This is a genomic window from Cupriavidus nantongensis, assembly GCF_041726985.1.
Classification (GTDB): domain Bacteria; phylum Pseudomonadota; class Gammaproteobacteria; order Burkholderiales; family Burkholderiaceae; genus Cupriavidus; species Cupriavidus nantongensis_A.
Genome location: NZ_CP168302.1, coordinates 214,488 through 232,603 on the forward strand (window position 1 = coordinate 214,488; position 18,116 = coordinate 232,603).

General features: G+C 70.3%; 7 protein-coding genes. 2 read left to right on the plus strand and 5 right to left on the minus strand.

The window, feature by feature from the left end; translation table 11 throughout:
* Positions 1-20: 20 nt before the first annotated feature.
* The 4 genes from ACEI37_RS00825 to ACEI37_RS00840 form a co-directional block, all read right to left on the minus strand.
* Positions 21-10,709, minus strand: a complete 10,689-nt coding sequence (locus tag ACEI37_RS00825; RefSeq protein ID WP_373376878.1) for an LWXIA domain-containing protein — start codon at positions 10,707-10,709, stop codon at positions 21-23.
* 334 nt (positions 10,710-11,043) lie between these two features.
* The gene (locus ACEI37_RS00830; RefSeq protein ID WP_373376879.1) at positions 11,044-11,847 is read right to left on the minus strand and encodes a putative hydro-lyase; all 804 of its coding nucleotides are present in this window, start codon (positions 11,845-11,847) and stop codon (positions 11,044-11,046) included.
* A gap of 118 nt (positions 11,848-11,965) precedes the next feature.
* Complete coding sequence (locus ACEI37_RS00835) at positions 11,966-12,916, minus strand: LysR family transcriptional regulator (protein ID WP_373376880.1); 951 nt, start codon at positions 12,914-12,916, stop codon at positions 11,966-11,968.
* A 185-nt stretch (positions 12,917-13,101) separates the two neighbouring features.
* On the minus strand, positions 13,102-13,707 hold the full coding sequence (locus tag ACEI37_RS00840) for an SRPBCC family protein (protein ID WP_373376881.1): 606 nt from the start codon (positions 13,705-13,707) through the stop codon (positions 13,102-13,104).
* A 546-nt stretch (positions 13,708-14,253) separates the two neighbouring features.
* Between ACEI37_RS00840 and ACEI37_RS00845 the strand changes: the two genes are divergently transcribed.
* Both ACEI37_RS00845 and ACEI37_RS00850 read left to right on the plus strand, forming a co-directional pair.
* On the plus strand, positions 14,254-15,546 hold the full coding sequence (locus tag ACEI37_RS00845; RefSeq protein ID WP_373377693.1) for an MFS transporter: 1,293 nt from the start codon (positions 14,254-14,256) through the stop codon (positions 15,544-15,546).
* Between the two features lie 326 nt (positions 15,547-15,872).
* Positions 15,873-16,859, plus strand: a complete 987-nt coding sequence (locus ACEI37_RS00850) for an autoinducer binding domain-containing protein (RefSeq protein WP_373376882.1) — start codon at positions 15,873-15,875, stop codon at positions 16,857-16,859.
* 204 nt (positions 16,860-17,063) lie between these two features.
* On the opposite strand, the gene ACEI37_RS00855 is transcribed toward ACEI37_RS00850, so the two are convergent.
* A complete protein-coding gene (locus ACEI37_RS00855; protein ID WP_373376883.1) occupies positions 17,064-18,098 on the minus strand; it encodes an EscU/YscU/HrcU family type III secretion system export apparatus switch protein in 1,035 nt (344 codons plus the stop codon).
* Positions 18,099-18,116: the final 18 nt, after the last annotated feature.

Sequence of the window (18,116 nt, forward strand, 5' to 3'; positions counted from 1 at the left end):
AGCGCGGCGCCCCCGCTGCCCTATCGCGTCACGTCGAGCTCCCAGCCTGGCTCCAGGTGGTCGGGGTTGTCGGCCAGCCGATAGCGCGGGTTCAGGTTGATCAGTTCGCGCAGCGCGAAGTTTGCCACCAGCTGGTCCGGCGTCATCGCCTGGGCCTGCGCCTCGGCCTTCTGGCCGTCGGACAGCAGCGTGTCGAGATGCGCGCCGGCGATGCCCCATAGGGTGGAATCGGCGACGTTGTCCGGGCTGTAAGGCTGCACGCGTACCGAGCCGGATGCGGGGCGCTCCCTCGGGGTCTCGGTGGGCGGTTCGGCCGGGGTTTCTTTCGGTGGCTCCTTCGGCGGCGCCGGCGGGGTCGACGGGCCGCCACTGGGCGTCGGCGTCGGCGTCGGCCGCGGCGCGCCCTTGTCTTCGTCCTTGAGCAGCTCCACCAGAATCTTGGCGCCGAAGTTGACGATCACGCCGCCGCCCAATAGCACCAGCCCCTTGGGCATGGCACGGCCGAAGAAATCCCATTTCTGCGCCAGCCATGGCGTGACCGGCTTGTCCACGGCGTCGGGGTCGGCGGCCTTTGCCAGCCGGTTTTTCTCGGCATTGATCAGCTTCTGCTCGTTGCGCGACTGCAGGTGCGCGCCGATGCCGAACACCGCCAGGCTGCCCGCCTCGATCGCGCCGACCACGCCGCCGGTGTGCATCATGTCGGCCACGGCCAGCGGCACCGCGCCGACTGAATACGCGTTCATCACGAACTTGCGCAGCCGCGCGCCCAGCAGCGCGGGCTGCGCCAGGCCGGTGTGATAGCCCGCGCGGGCGGCAAAATTGACTGTGCTCAGCACCGAATTGGCGGCCAGGAACACCGCGTTGCTGTAGGTCAGCGGCTCGCCGATCTGGGTCACGCCGTGCTCGCCGAACCACAGCATGGTGTTGCCGTTGTTGATCGCCAGCGTGGTCAGCTGCAGCGCGTCGTTGACCTGCCCGGCGCGGGTATCGGGCGTCAGCAGTGAGGCGCCGACAGTGCCGATCACCGCCTGCGCCTCGCGGATCTTGTCCGCGGCCTCGGGCAGGTCTTTCTTGTCGGCATGGTGGGCGTAGGCGTCGAGCTGGTCGAGCGCCCTGGCAAACTTCTGCTGGTTCGCTTCGTTGATGCCCCACACCGTGGTGCCGGGTTTCTCGGTCAGTGTGCGGCGCAGCCAGGCGATATCGGCGGGCGTGTGCGTGCCGGCGCGCCGGATCACCTTGTTGGCATGCACGGTGCGCCCCATTGCCACGCTGCCGCGGTAGATGAAGCAGCTGGCGCTGGTCAGCACAAGGTTGGCACCGGTCTGCGCCGAGATCGCCGCGGCGCCCGAGGCGGCGGCGAAGGTGCCGGCCGCCGACACCGCCAGCGCGGTGCGGACCTTCCATGGACGCGGGCCATTGCTGCCGGGCGGCGGTGTGTTTCCAGCCGGGCCATGCGAGATGGTGGCGCGCACCACCCCACCCTCACCGCCCTCGCGGCCCTGAATGGCGTCGTTCCCCCTGGTGCGCGCCGCATCCTGCATCGCGTCCAGCATGCGGTACACCGCGCTCCCTTGGGACGCGTCCGATCCGGTCTCGACATGGGTCAGGTCGGCCACCTTGACCGCGCCGTCCGGGAACAGCGCGAACTCCACGTCGCCCAGGTGCAGGCTGCGCGTCTTCATGGTGTCGGCCAGCGCGGCGATATCGCGCGCCGAGTGGTCGTTGAGCAGCGCGGCATGTTCGGGCCGCAACTGCCCGGCGGCGTCGAACAGGTCCTTGGTGCTGGCCGCGTAGCGTTCATAGCCGATGGCCGGGCGCCCGAACGCCTCGAACGACGCCGGCCCGAAGCTGCGCACGGTCTGGAGCCCGTGCGTGCCGGCGGCCTCGGCCATGGCGGCGCGCTCGCCGTGCACCATGTCGCCCAGCCAGGCCTCGTTGGCAATGCCGACCGCCAGGTCCTGGCCCAGCGCGAACACGGTCTTGGCGCCGCCGCTGCCCAGCCGCGGGCCCAGGTAGGTCTCCAGCTGCACCCGTTCGCGGGTGCCATCGGGCCGGCGCAGGAACACGTTGCCGTGGTGGTCGATCTTGAAGCTGTGGCCGGCGTAGGGATCGGGCTGTGGCGACAGGCGGCGCCAGCGGCCCGGCTGCGCCAGGTCGATCTGGCTCCTGGCTGGATCCTGCGGGTAGGCGCCGCGGCGCAGCGCGAACTCCGGCACCAGCACCTCGGTGCCCATCACGTCGGCCACCTGCTGCGCCAGCATGCGGCCCTGCGGCGCATGCGCGCCGTCCAGCGCCAGCACGATGGGCTGGCCGGGCTCCCAGTCGTGCGCAAGCTGGAGGGCGAGCTCGTGGGCGCCGATGCCTTCGCTCGCCTCGCCGCGCAGGCCACCCTCCGGGCGCACGGCGCCAACCACCACCAGGTGGTCCCTGGGCGCGTTGACGCGCACCGCCGGCTCGCCCAGTGCCAGTTCGGCCCAGCGGTCCGGCGTCTGCCCCCAGCTGGCCGGCACCGGATCGCCCGCGGCGCGCGCGCCATGCTGGCGCACCGGGTTGCCGCGGTGGGTGACCGCCACCAGCGGCAGCGCCGGCATGGCGCCGTGGAAGCGGCCGCCGTCCTGCACATGTACCGGCGCGCCGGAAGCCGCCATGGTGGCGGGATCGGCGGCCACGCGCAGGCGCGCGCCATGGGCCAGATCGCTGCCGGGCGCGCGGAACGCGTCGACGTCCAGCCGCCCGTCGGCGCCGTAGACGCGCGCGTTCAGCCCGGTGGCCAGTTCCTGCACCAGCGACACCGCCCCGTCCTGGCCATAGCAGCCGTACAGCACCACCGGCATGCCTTCCTGGTAGTCCGGATGCGCGCGGATGCGGTCGATCACCGCCGGCGCATCGAGCAACGGCTGCGCGCCATCGTCGCGGCCGCCGGCCCGCATCACGATGCCGCCGAACAGGCCCTCGGCGCGCACGGTGAAATGCCCGGGAATCTGCGGCACCGACACTGCCACCGCCTCGTCGCCAAAGGTCTTCTGCCCGGCCTGCTGCGCCAGGTCCAGGTCCGCGCGCCCGCGCGGAAACTGCTCCAGCTGGGCCAGCACGTCGATGCGGCGGCCGTCCTGCTGGCGCACCAGCGGCTGGCCGGCACGGAAGTCGTCGGGCAGCGCGGCGCGGATCTCGCCGTGGTAATCCGGATTGAGCGCAAAGCCTTCCGCGTGCGGCTTGTGCCCGCGCAGCGACAGCGGCACGGTGCCGATCACGCTGCGCGCGTCGACCGCCCCGTGCCGCGCTGCCTCCCGCTGCGACACGATGGCGATGCGGAAGTTGCCACCCGCCTGCAGCGCCGGGCCCAAGTCGCGCATGGCCTGCTGCAGCGACAGGAACGACGCTTCCGGCAGCCCCGCGCGCAGCGGCACCGACAGCCCATCGCCATGGGTCACCACGTAGTGCACGCCGGCCAGGCGCCCGCCGGAGGCATGGATGCCGTCGACGGTGGCCTCGATCGCGGCGCGGCTCGGCGCGCCGTCGCGCACCGACCAGCTGCCGTCGCGAATCTCCGGCCGCGCCGCGGGCATCGCCGCCGGCTGGCTGCCCGCGTCGTCGGCGCGGCTTGCGGAAGCGGCCTTGCGCGGCAGCTGTCCGCCGTGCGCGACCACCGCTTCGGCGGCGTCCGCCAGCGGCGTGCGCGCCAGCGCCGGCCCGCCCGGCAGCGGTGCGCGCGCGGCACCCGGCCCGCGCGGCTCGCCGCCGGCGGCGGCGCGTCCGTACAGCGTGATCACCGCCTGGTGCACCTCGGTCGAAAAGCCATCCACCGTTGCCACCCGCTCGCGCGAGACGCCGTCGACGGCGCCGGCATCGGCCGCGGCCTGCAGCACGCGGCCCAGTTCCTCGGGGCTCTGGAAGCGTTCCGGCATATTGCCCCGGCGCAGCAGCAGCGCCGACACCGCATACGCGCCCCAGTTCGACACGCTGGCGGTGACCACATGGTCCACCGGCACCACCGCGGCGATATCGCTGCCGTCGAGCGCGCGCGGGATCAGCCCGCCCACGCCGCCCATGCCGGCCTCGTTGCCGCCGTCGCCGACGCCCAGGGTCTCGATGCCGTCGATGGCATTGGCTTCCAGCACGATCTGGTCCAGCGCCGGGTTGAAGTCGTCGATGCCGATGCCGCGCATATTGTGCTTGGTGCCGCGCGCACTGCGCGACGGCAGCTCGATCGCCATCACCCGGTCCGGGCCGACCTCGCGCAACAGCGCGCGCGCCGGTTCTGCGGCGCGGTCCACCGGGGCATCGAACACGCGGATATTGTCGAGCGGCTCGCCCATTTCGCGCAGGATGCCTTCCAGGATCGGCCGGTTGGCCGAATCCACCACGTAGGTCACCTGCTTGCCGCGCAGCCGCAGCGCGCGCCCCAGTTCCGCGGTGCCCGGGGGGCCGTCGGTTTCCGGCATGTCCTTGGCCACCGAGAAGCCGGTCACCAGCATCACATTGCTGGCGTCTTCCAGCGACGCCGCCGCGCGCTCGGCGCCGCCCGGCATGTAGAACTCGCGCAGGCCGCGGCCGATGTAGTTGAAGCTGATGCGGTCGACCGGCGACAGGTGGCGCCCGCCGTCGACCAGCGCCAGCGCCGGCGACACGTCAGCGGCCTCGCCGAAGGCGGTCTTGAACACGCGGATATCGGGGCGCCGTCCCATCGCGTGCGCCAGGCCGGACACCCGCGACGGCTGGCCGGTGGTGAAGACGATGGTCGGCAAGGTCTTGTCGTCGGGCACGGCCGACGGGTCCAGCGGCTGCTCGCGCAGCGCGCTGCGGTCGATCAGGCCCTGGTCGACCAGCATCTCCACGCCCTTGCGCGCCTGGTACTGCATCGGGTCGATCAATTTGACGTCGCTGCGGCCGATGGCATCGAGCTGCTGGCGCACCAGCGTCTCCAGCGCGGGATAGTGGGTGCAGCAGAACCACAGCGAGGTGGCGTCGGCCGGGATCTGCTCGGCGTTGATGTACTTGGCCACCAGCCCCTTGAGCTGCTCCAGCTGCGGGCCGTCGGCCAGGTGCATCAGGTTGTTGACCGCATCGGCCCACTCGGTCGCGCCGATCTCCTTGACGGTGACGCTGCCGCCGCTGGCCTCGCTCACCGCCTGCAGGTAGGCGTGCAGCTTGACCGTGCCGGGCGTGGCCACCACCACCGGGCGCGCGCCGCCCTCGGTGACGATCTTGGGCGCGGTCTGCATGATCAGGTTCACCACCTTGGCCTGGTGGGTGCCGGCCAGCGCCTCGGGAAACGCCGTGCAGGCGGTATTGCAGGCAAACAGGTCCACCGCGCCCTTGGCCTTCTGCGCCGCGACCACGCCGGCGTGGACCAGGTTGACCAGGTCGCCGCGCTCGCGCCCGCCGTAGGTGCCGGCGGCATGGTCGGTAAAGGCCACCACCTGCACCGCCTTGCCGGTCATGGCATAGGTATGGCGCGCGATGTTCTGCGCGGCCAGCAGGCCGCCGTTGCTGGAATCGAAGGCGGTGATGACGATCGCATCGTCCTGCACGCGGATGCCGAAGTCCGCCGGGTCGATTCCTTCGGGCAGGAAGCGCCGCTGGATGCCTTCGAACAGCTGCGTCAGGTCCAGGCCCGCGGGCAGGCGCTCGGCAGCCTTCTGCAGCAGCTCGTAGACGCCCTTCTGCACGGTCTTGTCGTAGCCGCGCACGCTGGTGGCGCCGACTTCCAGCGTGACGCCGTCGCGCGCCTTGTGGCGCGCCATGGTGTCGAGCAGCGCGCCCACCGTTTCCACGCTGGGCATGCCGCTGTCGCGGCCCAGCGCGCGCTGCACGCCGAAGCCGATCGCCTGCGCCGCCAGGTTGGAGTTCATGCCCGTCACCAGGTAGTCGGCGCCCACGTCGGACCAGCTGTCGGCCAGTTGCTGGGTCACCGCCATGTCGCGCAGCAGGCGGTCGCGCGCGGCGCGCATGCCGGCCTCGTTGCCGTGGTCGCCAACGGCAATGGTGACCATGTCGGCGATGTCGTTGGCGTCGATCAGCAACTGGTCGAGCATGGCATTGCCGCGCACCCGCTCGCCGCTCTGCAGCCGGTATTCGTTGTTGGTGTTGCGCCCGGCCACTTCCACCGCCACCACCGCCTCCGGCTTGTGCATCGCCAGCAGCGCGCGCGACTGGCGCCCGGCGCTGGCAAAGTCGCGCGCCGAGAAGGTCTCGACGCGCGCATTGGGCTGGTTCAGGTCCTGGCGCAGCATCTTGCGCAGCGTGCGCGCATGGGCGCGGTCGGTGACATAGACCACGTCCTTGCCCAGCGAGGCCAGGTAGGCGCCCAGCGACGCCGCCCCGACCGGCCCGTTGGTCTCGGCGCGGCCGTGGGCGGTCAGCGGGCCGGTGACGATCATCACCGAGTCCAGGTCCGCCAGCGCGCGCGCGGCCATCTCGGCGCCGTAGGGCACGCCGATGTTCTCCATGCTGCCGTCGATCCACAGCACATTGTCCAGCGGCGAGATCGCGTTCTGCCGCAGGGACATCCGCGCGGCGGCATCCGGGCCGTCGGCATGCGCGGCCAGCGCCGGGCCGTGGCTGACCGTGCGGCGTTGCGCCCCCGCCTCGCCCTCGCCTGCCGGGTGGCGCGGCGCGCGCGCCAGCGCCGGCGTGCCATGGGCGCTGGTCGGGCGGCGGCGCGAGGCCGGCACCGGCGCGTCGGCGCGGCTGCTGCCGCCGCGCTCGCCCGACGCGTTGCGCGCGGCCGATTCGCTCCGGTAGCGCGCCATGGCCCGGTCCATGGCGCGGTCCATCATGCCGTGGATCACCCGTTCCTGCAGGATCGTGCCGCGCGTGACCGCCAGGTCGAAGGCGGCCGCCGCACCGCGCTTGGTGGCTTGCCAGGGCGTCAGCCGCTGCGGCGCGGGCGGGCCGTGCGCCGCGGGGGCGCCGCCGTCGGTGGCCGGCCTGGCGCCGTTGCCGGGCCCGGGGGTAGCGGGCCGGGCCGCGCCCGGGGCGGGTTCGCCATCGGCCTGCTTGCCGGAGCGGCCGGACTGGCCGTCGGCATCGGTGCGCGCGAGCGGCTGGCCCTCGGCGTCGCGGCCGGCCGGGCCACGGCGGGTAGTGGGCCGCGCCGCGGCCGGCACGCCATGGCCCGCGCTGTACTCGGCCAGCGCTTCCGGGGCTACGCCACGCCCGGGGCTGCCAACGCCGGCCGGATCACCCGCGCCGACGCCGCGGCCGCGCATCGCCTGGTAGCCGTCGCGCACCGATTCGCCGATGCGCTTCTGCATGGCGAACGGCAGCATCTGCGTCGCGCCCATCAGCAGCATGGCGCCGTTCTGCAGCTTCTCCGACACGCTCATCTCGCTGCCATGCTCGGCGAACATGGCGGCCTGCTGCAGCGTCTGCACGCCACCGATGCCGAAGCCCACGCCATTGAGCACACGGCTGGCGCTGCCGTAGTGGCCGGCGCTGTGGGTCAGCATGCCGCCCGCCATCTGGCGCAGCGGGTTGGTGCTGCCGGCCAGCCGGGTGCCGGCGTTCATCGCCAGCGCGCCGCTCTTGGCCAGGCCCATGCCGCCCATGCCCGCCAGCGAGCCGGCGACGTTCAGCCATTGCGACATCGCCTCCTGGCTGTTGAACGGGTTGATCGAGCGGCCGTGGTCGGCAATGTTGTCGAGCTCGGCCCACGAGGTGCCGATGCCATACCCCATGCTGCCGACCATGCCGACCCACGCCGTCGCCACCAGCGGCGTCAGCGCGCCGCCCGAGGCCACCACCAGCACCCCGCCCGCGAGCGCACCCACGGCAGCCGCGCCCAGGTTGACCCAGCCCCACCTCTTCTCGCTGTCGGTGACGATATGCGCGTCCATCGCGGCGTAGTCGACATGGCCGTCGCGGCCCAGCTCCAGGTTCTCGGCAAAGTAGACCGTGCCCTTGTCGGAGAGCAGGTTGTTCTCCTGGAAGTCGCGCTTAGCGTCCAGATCTTCCTTGCCGTAGACCGAGCCCTGGTCGTCCACCCACAGGGTCTTGCCGTCCTTGCCCTCGAACTCGAACACCGCGGTCTGGTACGGCACGCCGCCGGGACCGGCCACGTACATCGGGATCGCCTTGACCGTGGTGCCGGACTTGGCGTCGGCGGCGATCTGTTCGCGGATCGCGTTGGCGTCCCCCTGCGGCGCGCCCAGGGCGAGGGCCTCGGACAGCCCCTTCTCGTCCGAGGCCTTCGCGCTGAGTTCTTCCTTGCGCATTGCCAGGCTGTCGAAGGTCTGTCGCAGGATCTCGTCCTTGTCGAGCTCGAAGCGCTGGTTGGCTTCCTTCGCTTCGTCAGTGCCGGCGTAGTCCTCGCTGCCGCGCTGCACCGCATTGCGCAGGTAGACGTCGGACATCACCGGCGCGTCCTTGCTCGACTTCAGCGACTGCTCGAACGCCGCCGACAGCCCGATGTGGCCCTTGGCGGCCGCGTCCTGGGCGCCGCCGTAGATGCGTCCCTGGCGCGACGAGCCGCCCTGGTTCATCATCATCAGCATGCTGACCTCGTTGTCGCGATCGGTCAGCCAGCTGGCCGTGCTGGTCGCGGCCGGGGCCGTGCCGGGCTTGGCCTGCGGGTTGCGCGCGTAATACCCGGCATCGGCCGCATCGACCACCGCCGACAGGCCATGGTAGAAGTCGTCCCAGTCGTTGTATCCGGGCGACTGGCTGTTGTTGCGCCCGGTCCAGTCGTTGCTGTACTCGGTCTTCACCGTATCGAGCAGCGTGCCGGCGTCCTCCTCGATCAGGTGCGGCGCCACTTCCTGCAGGTACACGCCCACCTTGTCGGCATACATCTTCTCCTGGCCGATGATGGGCCGGCCCTCGTCGTCGTGGGTCTTGTTCTTCAGGTCCTGGTCCATCGACGCTTCGATCTGCGCCTTGAACAGGTCGCTGCTGAAGCGGTCATTGTGCACGTCGACGTAGAGCTGGCGCTCCTCGGGCGTCTGCGCGGCATCGGCACCGGCCTTGCGGATCTGCAGCGCGCCGGTGACGTCGCCGCTGTCCAGCTTCTGCGCGATGCCCCGGGTCATGGCATCCACCCGCAGCGGCACCGAGCCCTCCATGAAGCCGAGCATCCGGTTCAGGCCGCTGGCGGCCTGGTCGCGCTCCGCCTGGCTGAGCTTGGGATCCTGGCTGCGCGCCTTGAGCTGCTCGACGGTGTAGCCGAGCAGGCCTTTCTCGGCGACGCCCTTGTCGTAGGCGATCCGGGCGGGATCGGTCGCCGGCAGGTCGGCGGCCGGCACCAGGCCGTCCGCGCCCAGCGCCTTGAACATGACGTAGCCGGCCGGGTTGTGCTCCATCAGCGCGCGCTCGGCCTGCGGCAGGTCGCGCGGCGTGGTGGAGTTGGGATCGGTCTTGGCCTGGGGATCCAGCGTCAGCCCCTGCGCCTGCGCCATCGCCAGCGTGGTGGGGTCGTTCTGCGCCAGCTTGCGCTCGAAGTCGGTGGACGGCGTCAGGTGCTCCATCTCGCCGGCGATGCGCCCGCGCAGGTCGACCCGGTCGATCAGCTGGCCCATGCCGCCCTCGGTGCCGTAGCGCGCCTTCAGGTCCTGCACCGCCTGCTGGCGATAGCTGTCCGGCACCTTGACGCCCTGGCCCGACGCCAGCGCCTGCAGCTGCGCGTCGGCGTCGCTGACCTTGCCGTTGGCCAGGGTCAGGTCGTACGAGCGGTCCGCCATCGAGATGGTGCGGTCGTGCGGATCGTTGCGCAGGTCCTTCAGCGCCTGGTCGGCATCCTGCTTGTAGGCATTCGCCGCGACCGTGTCGATCTCTTTCTGCATGGTGGCGAGGAAGGTCTCCTCGGCCTTTACCCGTTCCTGCTGTGCCTGCTCATGCGCGTCGCGCGCGGCGACGAGTTCGTCGTCGGCCTCGAGCTCGAAGCGCCGGATGCCGCCCGGAATCTTCAGGTAGGCGGCCTGTTCCTCGTCGACCTTGTCTTTGGCCTGCTGCTCCTTGTCCTGCGCCAGCACCACGTCGAAGCGCGCGCCCTGGGTGTCGCGCGCCTGCTGCGTGTTTTCGTTCTTCAGGAACTGCGTCTTGGTCTCTTCGATATTCAGCGCGACATTGGGATCGTCATAGCGCTTGCGGATCTCCTCGGCCTTGGCCTCGACCGCGGCCTTGACATCCCCGCCGGTGGCCGCGGCGTTGTTGGCGGCTACGCGCAGCTCGTTCTGCGCGCCGCCCATCACGTTGCCGTACTTCAGCCCCAGCGGCTGCCACTGCTTGTCGGTCATGGCGCGGCCGTCGAGATCGGCCACGACCTTGTCATAGGCGTCCTGCGCTTCCTGCTGCCAGCCATCGGTCAGCGCCTTCGCATCGTTTGCCTTCTTCTTGCGTGCTTCCTCGGCGGGATCGGTCTTGGGCTTTTCCGGCGCGGGCGCATCGACCTGCATGGCCTTGGGAGACTGCGCGCCGGTGGCATTGGCGGTATAGAGCGCCGGCGTCGCCACGACCGCCTGCGGCTTGTCGGGCTGGTCCGCGGGTCTGGCCTGCTGATTTTGCTGGGTTTGTTGCGACTGTTGCGCCTGTTGCGTGTTCTGGGTGTCTTGCTGGCGCTGGGTCTCGCGCGCCTCGGCCGCGCGCTGGGCGCGTTCGGCGGCTTCGCGGGCGGCCCGTTCGGCGGCCTCGCGCGCGGCTTCGGCGGCGGCGCGGGCCGCGGCCTCGGCGGCCGCGCGCGCGGCAGCCCGGATGGCATCCATGAAATCCAGCATGACGCAAGTCTCCTGGCGACGCCGGCGCGTGCCGGCAGGTCAGACGGTTGCCGATGCCCTGGCGCGCGGCCGGGGCCACGCGCCAGCAGCGGGCAAGCCGCGGGCATCATGCGCGCCGATTCTGCGCGCGTCTGCGGCGCAGGCCAACTATGGGAATTCGTAGGCCCGCGGGAACCGATGGCTACAGCCAAATGCCATTGAGTTAAGGGATCAATCACTACCGTCATTCCCGCGAAGGCGGGAATCCAGCGTCTTTAACGTTCCCTTCGGGGATAAAGTCACTGGGTTCCCGCCTTCGCGGGAACGACAGTCGCAAACTGAACGGCATTGGTGGTTACAGCCGGTTGTTGTCGAGGTCGGTCACCAGCATGCAGCCCGGCGCATGGGTGATGCAGATCTCGGGCCGCGCCTCGCGGATCACCGCCTGGGGCGTGACGCCGCAGGCCCAGAACACCGGGATTTCATCGGCGTCGAGCGGCACCGCGTCGCCGTAGTCGGGCGATTCGATATCCTCGATGCCGATCAGCCGCGGGTCGCCGATATGCACCGGCGCGCCGTGCACGTCGGGATAGCGCGCGGTGATCTCGGTGGCCAGGATCGCGTCGGCGGCCTTGAGCGGGCGCATGGACACCACCAGCTTGCCCGACAGCCGGCCGGCCGGACGGGTCTCGATTGCGGTGCGGTACATAGCTACGTTCCGGCCCAGGTTGATGTGCTTGAGCGGCACATTGGCCGCCAGCAGCGCCTGCTCGAACGAGAACGAGCAGCCGATGGCAAAGGCGACGAAGTCGTCGCGCCACAGCTCGGTGATGCCGGTGGTCTCGTGGTAGGCGTTGCCGTTGCGGTAGACCCGGTACATCGGCACGTCGGTGCGGATATCGACATCGCGCCCGAGGTTGCGGAACACCGGGTCGCCCGGGTCGGTCACGTCGATCAGCGGGCAGGCCTTGCGGTTAAGCGCGCAGAACTGCAGGAAGTCATAGGCCCAGTCGCGCGTCAGGATCACGATATTGGCCTGCACGTGGCCACGCGCCAGGCCGCTGGTATGGCCGTGGTAGCGGCCTTCGCGGATCAGCTGGCGCAGTGCGGCGGGGTCTTCGGGCAGGAGCGAGGCGGCGTGCTGGAGCGGCTGGTTCATGTCGGCAGGCGGGCGCCGGGCGGCGCGAAAAGTCGGGTTGACCTGCCGATTCTGGGTGCCCGCCGGCGCCTGCGTCCAACAAATCTTTCGGATCGAGCGCGATAAAGGAATCCGATGACTACGAGCCCGCGTGGGGCGCGGCCGCCGGCGCCTGCACCGGCACCGCCATGTCCTCGCCGACCTCGGCGCAGAACTCCGCCACCACACTGGTGGCCAGCCCCACGATCGACTCGTTGACCTCCAGCCCCGCACCGATGCGCCACGAGGCGACGATATCGAGCGCGGGCGGATGGTTCTCCACGTCGACCACCGACAGCGTGCCGTCGGCCAGCTCCTTGCGCACCAGGGCCGGCGGCACCGCGCCGATGCCGAAGCCGTCGCCGATCAGCCGTGTCATCGCCGCCACCGAGTTCACGCAGTTGATGCGCGGCGAGGCCACCCCGTTCAGGTGGAACAGGCTCAGGATGTCCTGGTGCGGGCGCGAGTTCTTGACGAAGGTGATGACGCGCTCGGCGGCCAGCTCATCGAGCGAGGCATAAGGCCGGTCACAAGCGGAGCCGGTGGCGACGATCCAGCGGATCGGGTAGCGCGCCAGTTCGACGTTGCGCACCGTTTCCAGCCGCAGCAGGTCGGTCTGGAAGATCACGTCGAGATAGCCCTTCTGCAGCTGGTCGCACAGGTTGAGCGCGGCATCGGCGGTCAGTTCGATCTCCAGCGCCGGGTAGGCCTGCATCGCGCGCTTGACCACGGTGGAGAGCCAGGTATGGATCACCGAGTCCATTGCGCCGATGCGCACGCGCCCCGCGATGGCGCGCGAACGATCCAGCGACTGCCGCATATGGTGCATGGTGTTCACCATTTTCTCGGCATACTCCAGCACGCGCTGTCCCTCCGGCGTCAGCGTGACGCCGCGCGAATCGCGCAGGAACAGCTTGACCCCCAGGTCTTCTTCCAGCACCGCGATGCGGCTGGAGATCGAGGCCTGCGTGCTGAACAGCTTCTCCGCGGTCAGCCGGAAGCTGCGCAGGCGGGCCACCCAGACAAAGGTTTCGAGAAAGCGCAGGTTCATGGGCGATGGGTGCGGGTCGGTCGCAAGGGACGGTCGCTGCGGCGGCGCATCAGGACAGGAGCCGAGCCACCGAATCTACGCGATGACACGGTGGCAAACAAGCGTTTGACAGCGGTGCTCGGGAGCGTGCCATGCTGCCGCGCAGCATGGCCGGCACGCCGCGAAGCATGGCCCGCGCGCAGCGCTCATGCCCCCAGCGGCGATGGCTGCGACGGCGTCGGCGGCTGGCGCGGCGGGATCAGTGCCGGGCCGCGCGCGGCGTCCTCTTCAGCCTCATGCTGGGCCGCTTCGGCCTGCGCCTTCATGCGCTGCAGCGCGGCCAGCATGTCGTCGCCCAGCGCCGCCGGGTACTCGGCGCGCGCGCCGTCGGGCACGGCCGACGGGTCCAGCCACATCTGCCAGGTCACGCGCGTGGTGCCCACGCCCTGCCCCGGTGCGGCCTGCAGCCGCCCGCGCGTATGGCTGGAGAGCTTGCGGTAGCTGTAGGAGAATGGCCCCTTGTCGGTCAGCACGTCGACCGCCGGCAAGCCACCGGCCTTGTGGGCCATGCGGCGTACCGTGCCCGGGCTGCCGCTGCCCAGCACCACGCGGCAGTCCTTGTAGACGGTGTCCCAGTGCGGCACTGCGCAGTAGCCGCCGGCCAGCTGCCAGACCCGCGCCGGATCGGCCAGCACCTCGACCGAGCGCTCCACGGGGATCAGCTGCGCGTGCGCCGGCGCCTGCCACGCCAGCAGCAGCGCAGGCACGGCGAGCCGGAGCGTGGGCAGGGTCAGGCGGGCGAGAATTGACATAGGCAAGGCGGTACGCGCACGGTCGGGGCAATGGGTGCAAGCCTAGCCGAGCGCGGCGCTGCGTGCCATTACCGAAGGCTCGTAGCGGCCGCGCTTGCGATCCTGGCCTACGGGTTTCCGTAGGCCCATGGCCAACCCGCATGCGCTGGCGCGCCGTATGCTTATGCCCTCGCGGGTCCGGCCCGCGCGCGCCGCCGCGGCATCGGGGAAAACCCGCGGGCCGTGGCGATGGCGCCACGGGCCAGGCCGGCGCCAGCCGCGCATTGACGGGCGTTCAGCACAGGAATCAATTTTTCTTATCGGCTGCCGCCCGAAAAACTAGTTGGACGCGGACTGCCGTGCCTTTCAAGAATGCAGTCAGCGGGCGCACCGCAGGAGGCGCTGCAACCGCGCACCGCCGCGCCAACGATAGACGCAACCGAAACGCGCCAGCGGTAGCCGGCAACGCATGCCGGGACATCAAGGCAAGCGCCGCGTACCACGCGCGCTGCCAGGGCCGAGCCAGACATCGCACGAGAGGAATGCATGGAAACGCAGATCGGCAGTATCCAGAGCCCCCAGCCATCATCGCCCGCCAGCGCCGAGGCAGCACCGTCGCGCGGCTTTTTCTCCTGGTACCGCGACATCACCGCCAATGAGCGCCGCACCTTCTGGAGCTGCAAGGTCGGCTATGCGCTCGACGCGATGGACACGCAGTTCCTGAGCTTCGTCATCCCCACGCTGATCGCCACCTGGGGCATCAGCCGCGCCGACGCAGGCTTTATCGGCACCGCCACGCTGCTGACTTCCGCCGCGGGCGGCTGGGTCGCCGGCATCCTGTCCGACCGCATCGGGCGGGTGCGCACGCTGCAGCTGACCATCCTGTGGTTCGCCTTCTTCACCTTCCTGTGCGGGCTGGCGCAGAGCTATGAACAGCTGCTGGTGGCGCGCGCGCTGATGGGCTTCGGCTTCGGCGGCGAATGGACCGCCGGCGCGGTGCTGATCGGCGAAGCCATCCGCGCGCAAGACCGCGGCAAGGCGGTGGGCATGGTGCAGGCCGGCTGGGCCGTGGGCTGGGGCATGGCGGCGCTGCTCTATGCGCTGGTGTTCTCGCTGCTGCCGGCCGAAACCGCATGGCGCGTGCTGTTCCTGATCGGGCTGCTGCCGGCGGTGTTCGTGATCGTGCTGCGCCGCCTGGTCAAGGAGCCCGAGGTCTATACCGAGCACAAGGCACGCGAAGCCCAGGCCAGCGAGAAAACCTCGTTCGCCGCGATCTTCTCGCCGCGCCTGCTCAGCATCACGCTGCGCGCGGCGCTGCTGACCACCGGCGCGCAGGGCGGCTACTACGCCATCACCACCTGGCTGCCGACCTTCCTCAAGACCGAGCGCGGCCTGACCGTGCTGGGCACCGGCGGCTACCTGGCGATGGTGATCGTCGGCTCCTATATCGGCTATGTCACCAGCGCCTACCTGACCGACCGCATCGGCCGCAAGCGCAACTTCATCCTGTTCGCGCTGGGCTCGATGACGATCGCGCTGGCCTACACGCACATCCCCGTCAACGACACCGTGATGCTGCTGCTGGGCTTTCCGCTGGGCTTCTTCGCCTCGGGCATCTTCGCCGGCATGGGCGCGTTCCTGACCGAGCTGTTCCCGACCAGCGTGCGCGGCTCCGGCCAGGGCTTCTGCTACAACGTGGGCCGTGCCATCGGCGCGTTCTTCCCGTTCCTGATCGGCCATGTCAGCCAGCAGATGTCGCTGGGCCACGCCATCGGCATCTTCGCCGCGGCCGCGTATGGCGTGCTGATCCTGGCCGCACTGACGTTGCCGGAAACGCGCGGCAAGGCACTGGAAGCGTAAGGCGCAACATGACACCGCCGCGGCCAGGCGCCGCGGCGCGCGCACACCACAACAACAATCACGGCAGGCCCATGCGGAGTCTGCCCAGTTTTCTTCCGACGGGAATCGGGTCAGCAGTATGTCGGGCTTGCCAGCTCGACGGCAATGCAGCGCAGCCGCGATACGCGCTGGCGATGGCCAGGCTCCGTGCAGCATCCGGCGGACCGCCACGACCGGCACGAAGCGCCGCGCCCCGCAGTGCCGCCGCGCAGGCCAGCCCCATTTGCGCGCGTGGACGGGCTCACAAGGCCGTGGTCGCACGCCAAGACTCGTTGTCGGAGGCCTACATGATCAAAGATGTGGAAGTCGTGCCGTACCGTGACGCGGGGGCGTCCGGGCATGGCACCGCAGCAACCACCGCACGCCCCACGGCCCGCCCGGCCACCGCGCCTGGCAGCGCCCCGGCACTGGTGGCCAACAACGGCATCAAGGTATTCGGCGAGCGCCACCTGGTGCCGGTCAGGCAGCGCGTGCGCCACGGCGCCACCCCCGGCCTGGTGACCGCGCTGCAGGCCGAGCCGACGCACGAAGGCCGCAGCGCCGTGATGCAGTCCGCCATCCGCGCCATCGGCTTCGACTGGCTGGGCTACGCCACCGCCGGCCATGTCGGCGGCCAGTTGCAGCCGCGCACCTTCTTTGAAAGCTATTCCCCGCCGGGCTGGCGCGAGCGCTATTTCCGCGAGCGCTACTACGAGATCGATCCGCGCACCCCGCAGCCGGGCACCTTCTGCCTGCCCACCGTGTGGGATGCCGACGACCTGGCGCAAACGCCGCTGGGCAATGTGCCGCCCCTGCGCCGCCGCCGCTTCCTGGAAGACCTGCGCGACGCCGGCGTGCGCAGCGGCATCTTCCTCAACCTGCCGATGCCGGGCAACAGCGAGTTCGTGCTGATCAGCTTTATGTCTGGCATCGAAAGCCGGCGCTGGATCGGCGATTCCGTGGTCGGCCAGGCGCTGGCGATGGGACTGGCGCTGCATGAGTTCCTGACCTGCCACGTCGAGATCCCGGCATTTGCCGGCCGCCATCGCGAAGGGCTGTCCGATGTGCAGCGCGATATCCTGGCCTGCCTGGCGCAAGGACTGTCGGATAAGGAGATCGCGCGGCGCATGGACATGTCGATCTTCAACGTCGACTACCACATGCGCCGGCTGCGCAGCCACTTCGGCGTGCGCAACCGCGTGCAGCTGGCCAGCGCGGCGACATTGCTGCGGCCGCCGGGGGCACCGCTGTCGGTGGACAGGGAGAAGGATGCGGCGGGGGTGATTGCGGCTTAGTTTGATGGCCTTGGCGTTAGCCTCAGACCGTCAAACTCCCGCTTGTGTACTCCCTCTCCCGCTTGCGGGAGAGGGTTGGGGAGAGGGCCGGAGCCTCGACGAAGTAAGGCCATCGATATTGCCAGCGCCCGCCCTCTCCCCCAACCCCTCTCCCGCAAGCGGGAGAGGGGAGAAAACCCGCAGCGGTGCGCATTCCGACCAGCCTCACTCCCCCTTCGCCCACCGCATCAACTCCGCCACCCGTTCGAACAAGGTCCGGTCGATAAACCGGTCCAGCGGCACGTTCAGGTACAGCCGCTGCGCCAGGTCCGAATCGAAGGCCGACGGCACCAGGTAGTCCGCCGCGGCCTGGCGGATGCGTGCCGCCACCTGGCCGCTGCCCTTGGCCACCACCCGTGGCAGCGTGCCGGGGCCGTCGTAGCGCAGCGCCACCGCGTACTGGGTGGAATACACCACCGCGGTCGACACCCGCACCCGCTCGCTGACGCCGAAGAACGCGGCCTCGAAGAACGCGGCGCGGCGGCGCCCGGCCATGATCGGGTCGCCCTGGGTCTCCTTGTATTCGCGGCGGTACTCGTCGACGCTCATGCGCTGGCGCTTCATGAACTGGTAGCGCTCGTGCACGTAGTCCACCACCGCCATCACCAGGTAGATCACCGCCGCCCAGCAGCACATGCGCAGGATGATGTACGCGACCAGCAGCAGGATTTCCGCGGGGCGCGCGTAGCCGGTGCGCACGCCGTCCTCGATCGCGCCCAGCGCCAGCACGTAGACCAGCCCGGCCAGCAGCAGGATCTTGACCAGGATCTTGGCCAGGTTGACCAGGTTGCGCACGGCGAACATGCGCTTCAGGCCCTCGGCCGGGTTCAGCCGCGCCAGGTCAGGCTTGATCTGCTCGAACGCCACCAGCGGCCCCACCTGCAGGAACGCGCCGACGATGCCGCACACCAGCGCCAGGCCGACGATCGGCAGCACCCCCATCAGCAGGAAGCGCGCCGCGGCCTCGCCCAGCACCAGCATCTGCTGGTCGGCCAGGTGCTGCGGCACGCTGCCCATGGCGCTGTGCCACAGGGCCTGGAACAGCCGCACGAAATATCGGCCCAGCAGCCACAAGCCGGCGAGTACGCCGAGGAACACCACCGCCGAGGTGACGTCGCTGCTGCGCGGCACCTCGCCGCGCTTGCGCGCCTCGTCCAGCTTGCGGCGGGTGGCCTCGAGGTTCTTTTCGCTGTCGCTCATTTGGCGTCGATACGTTGC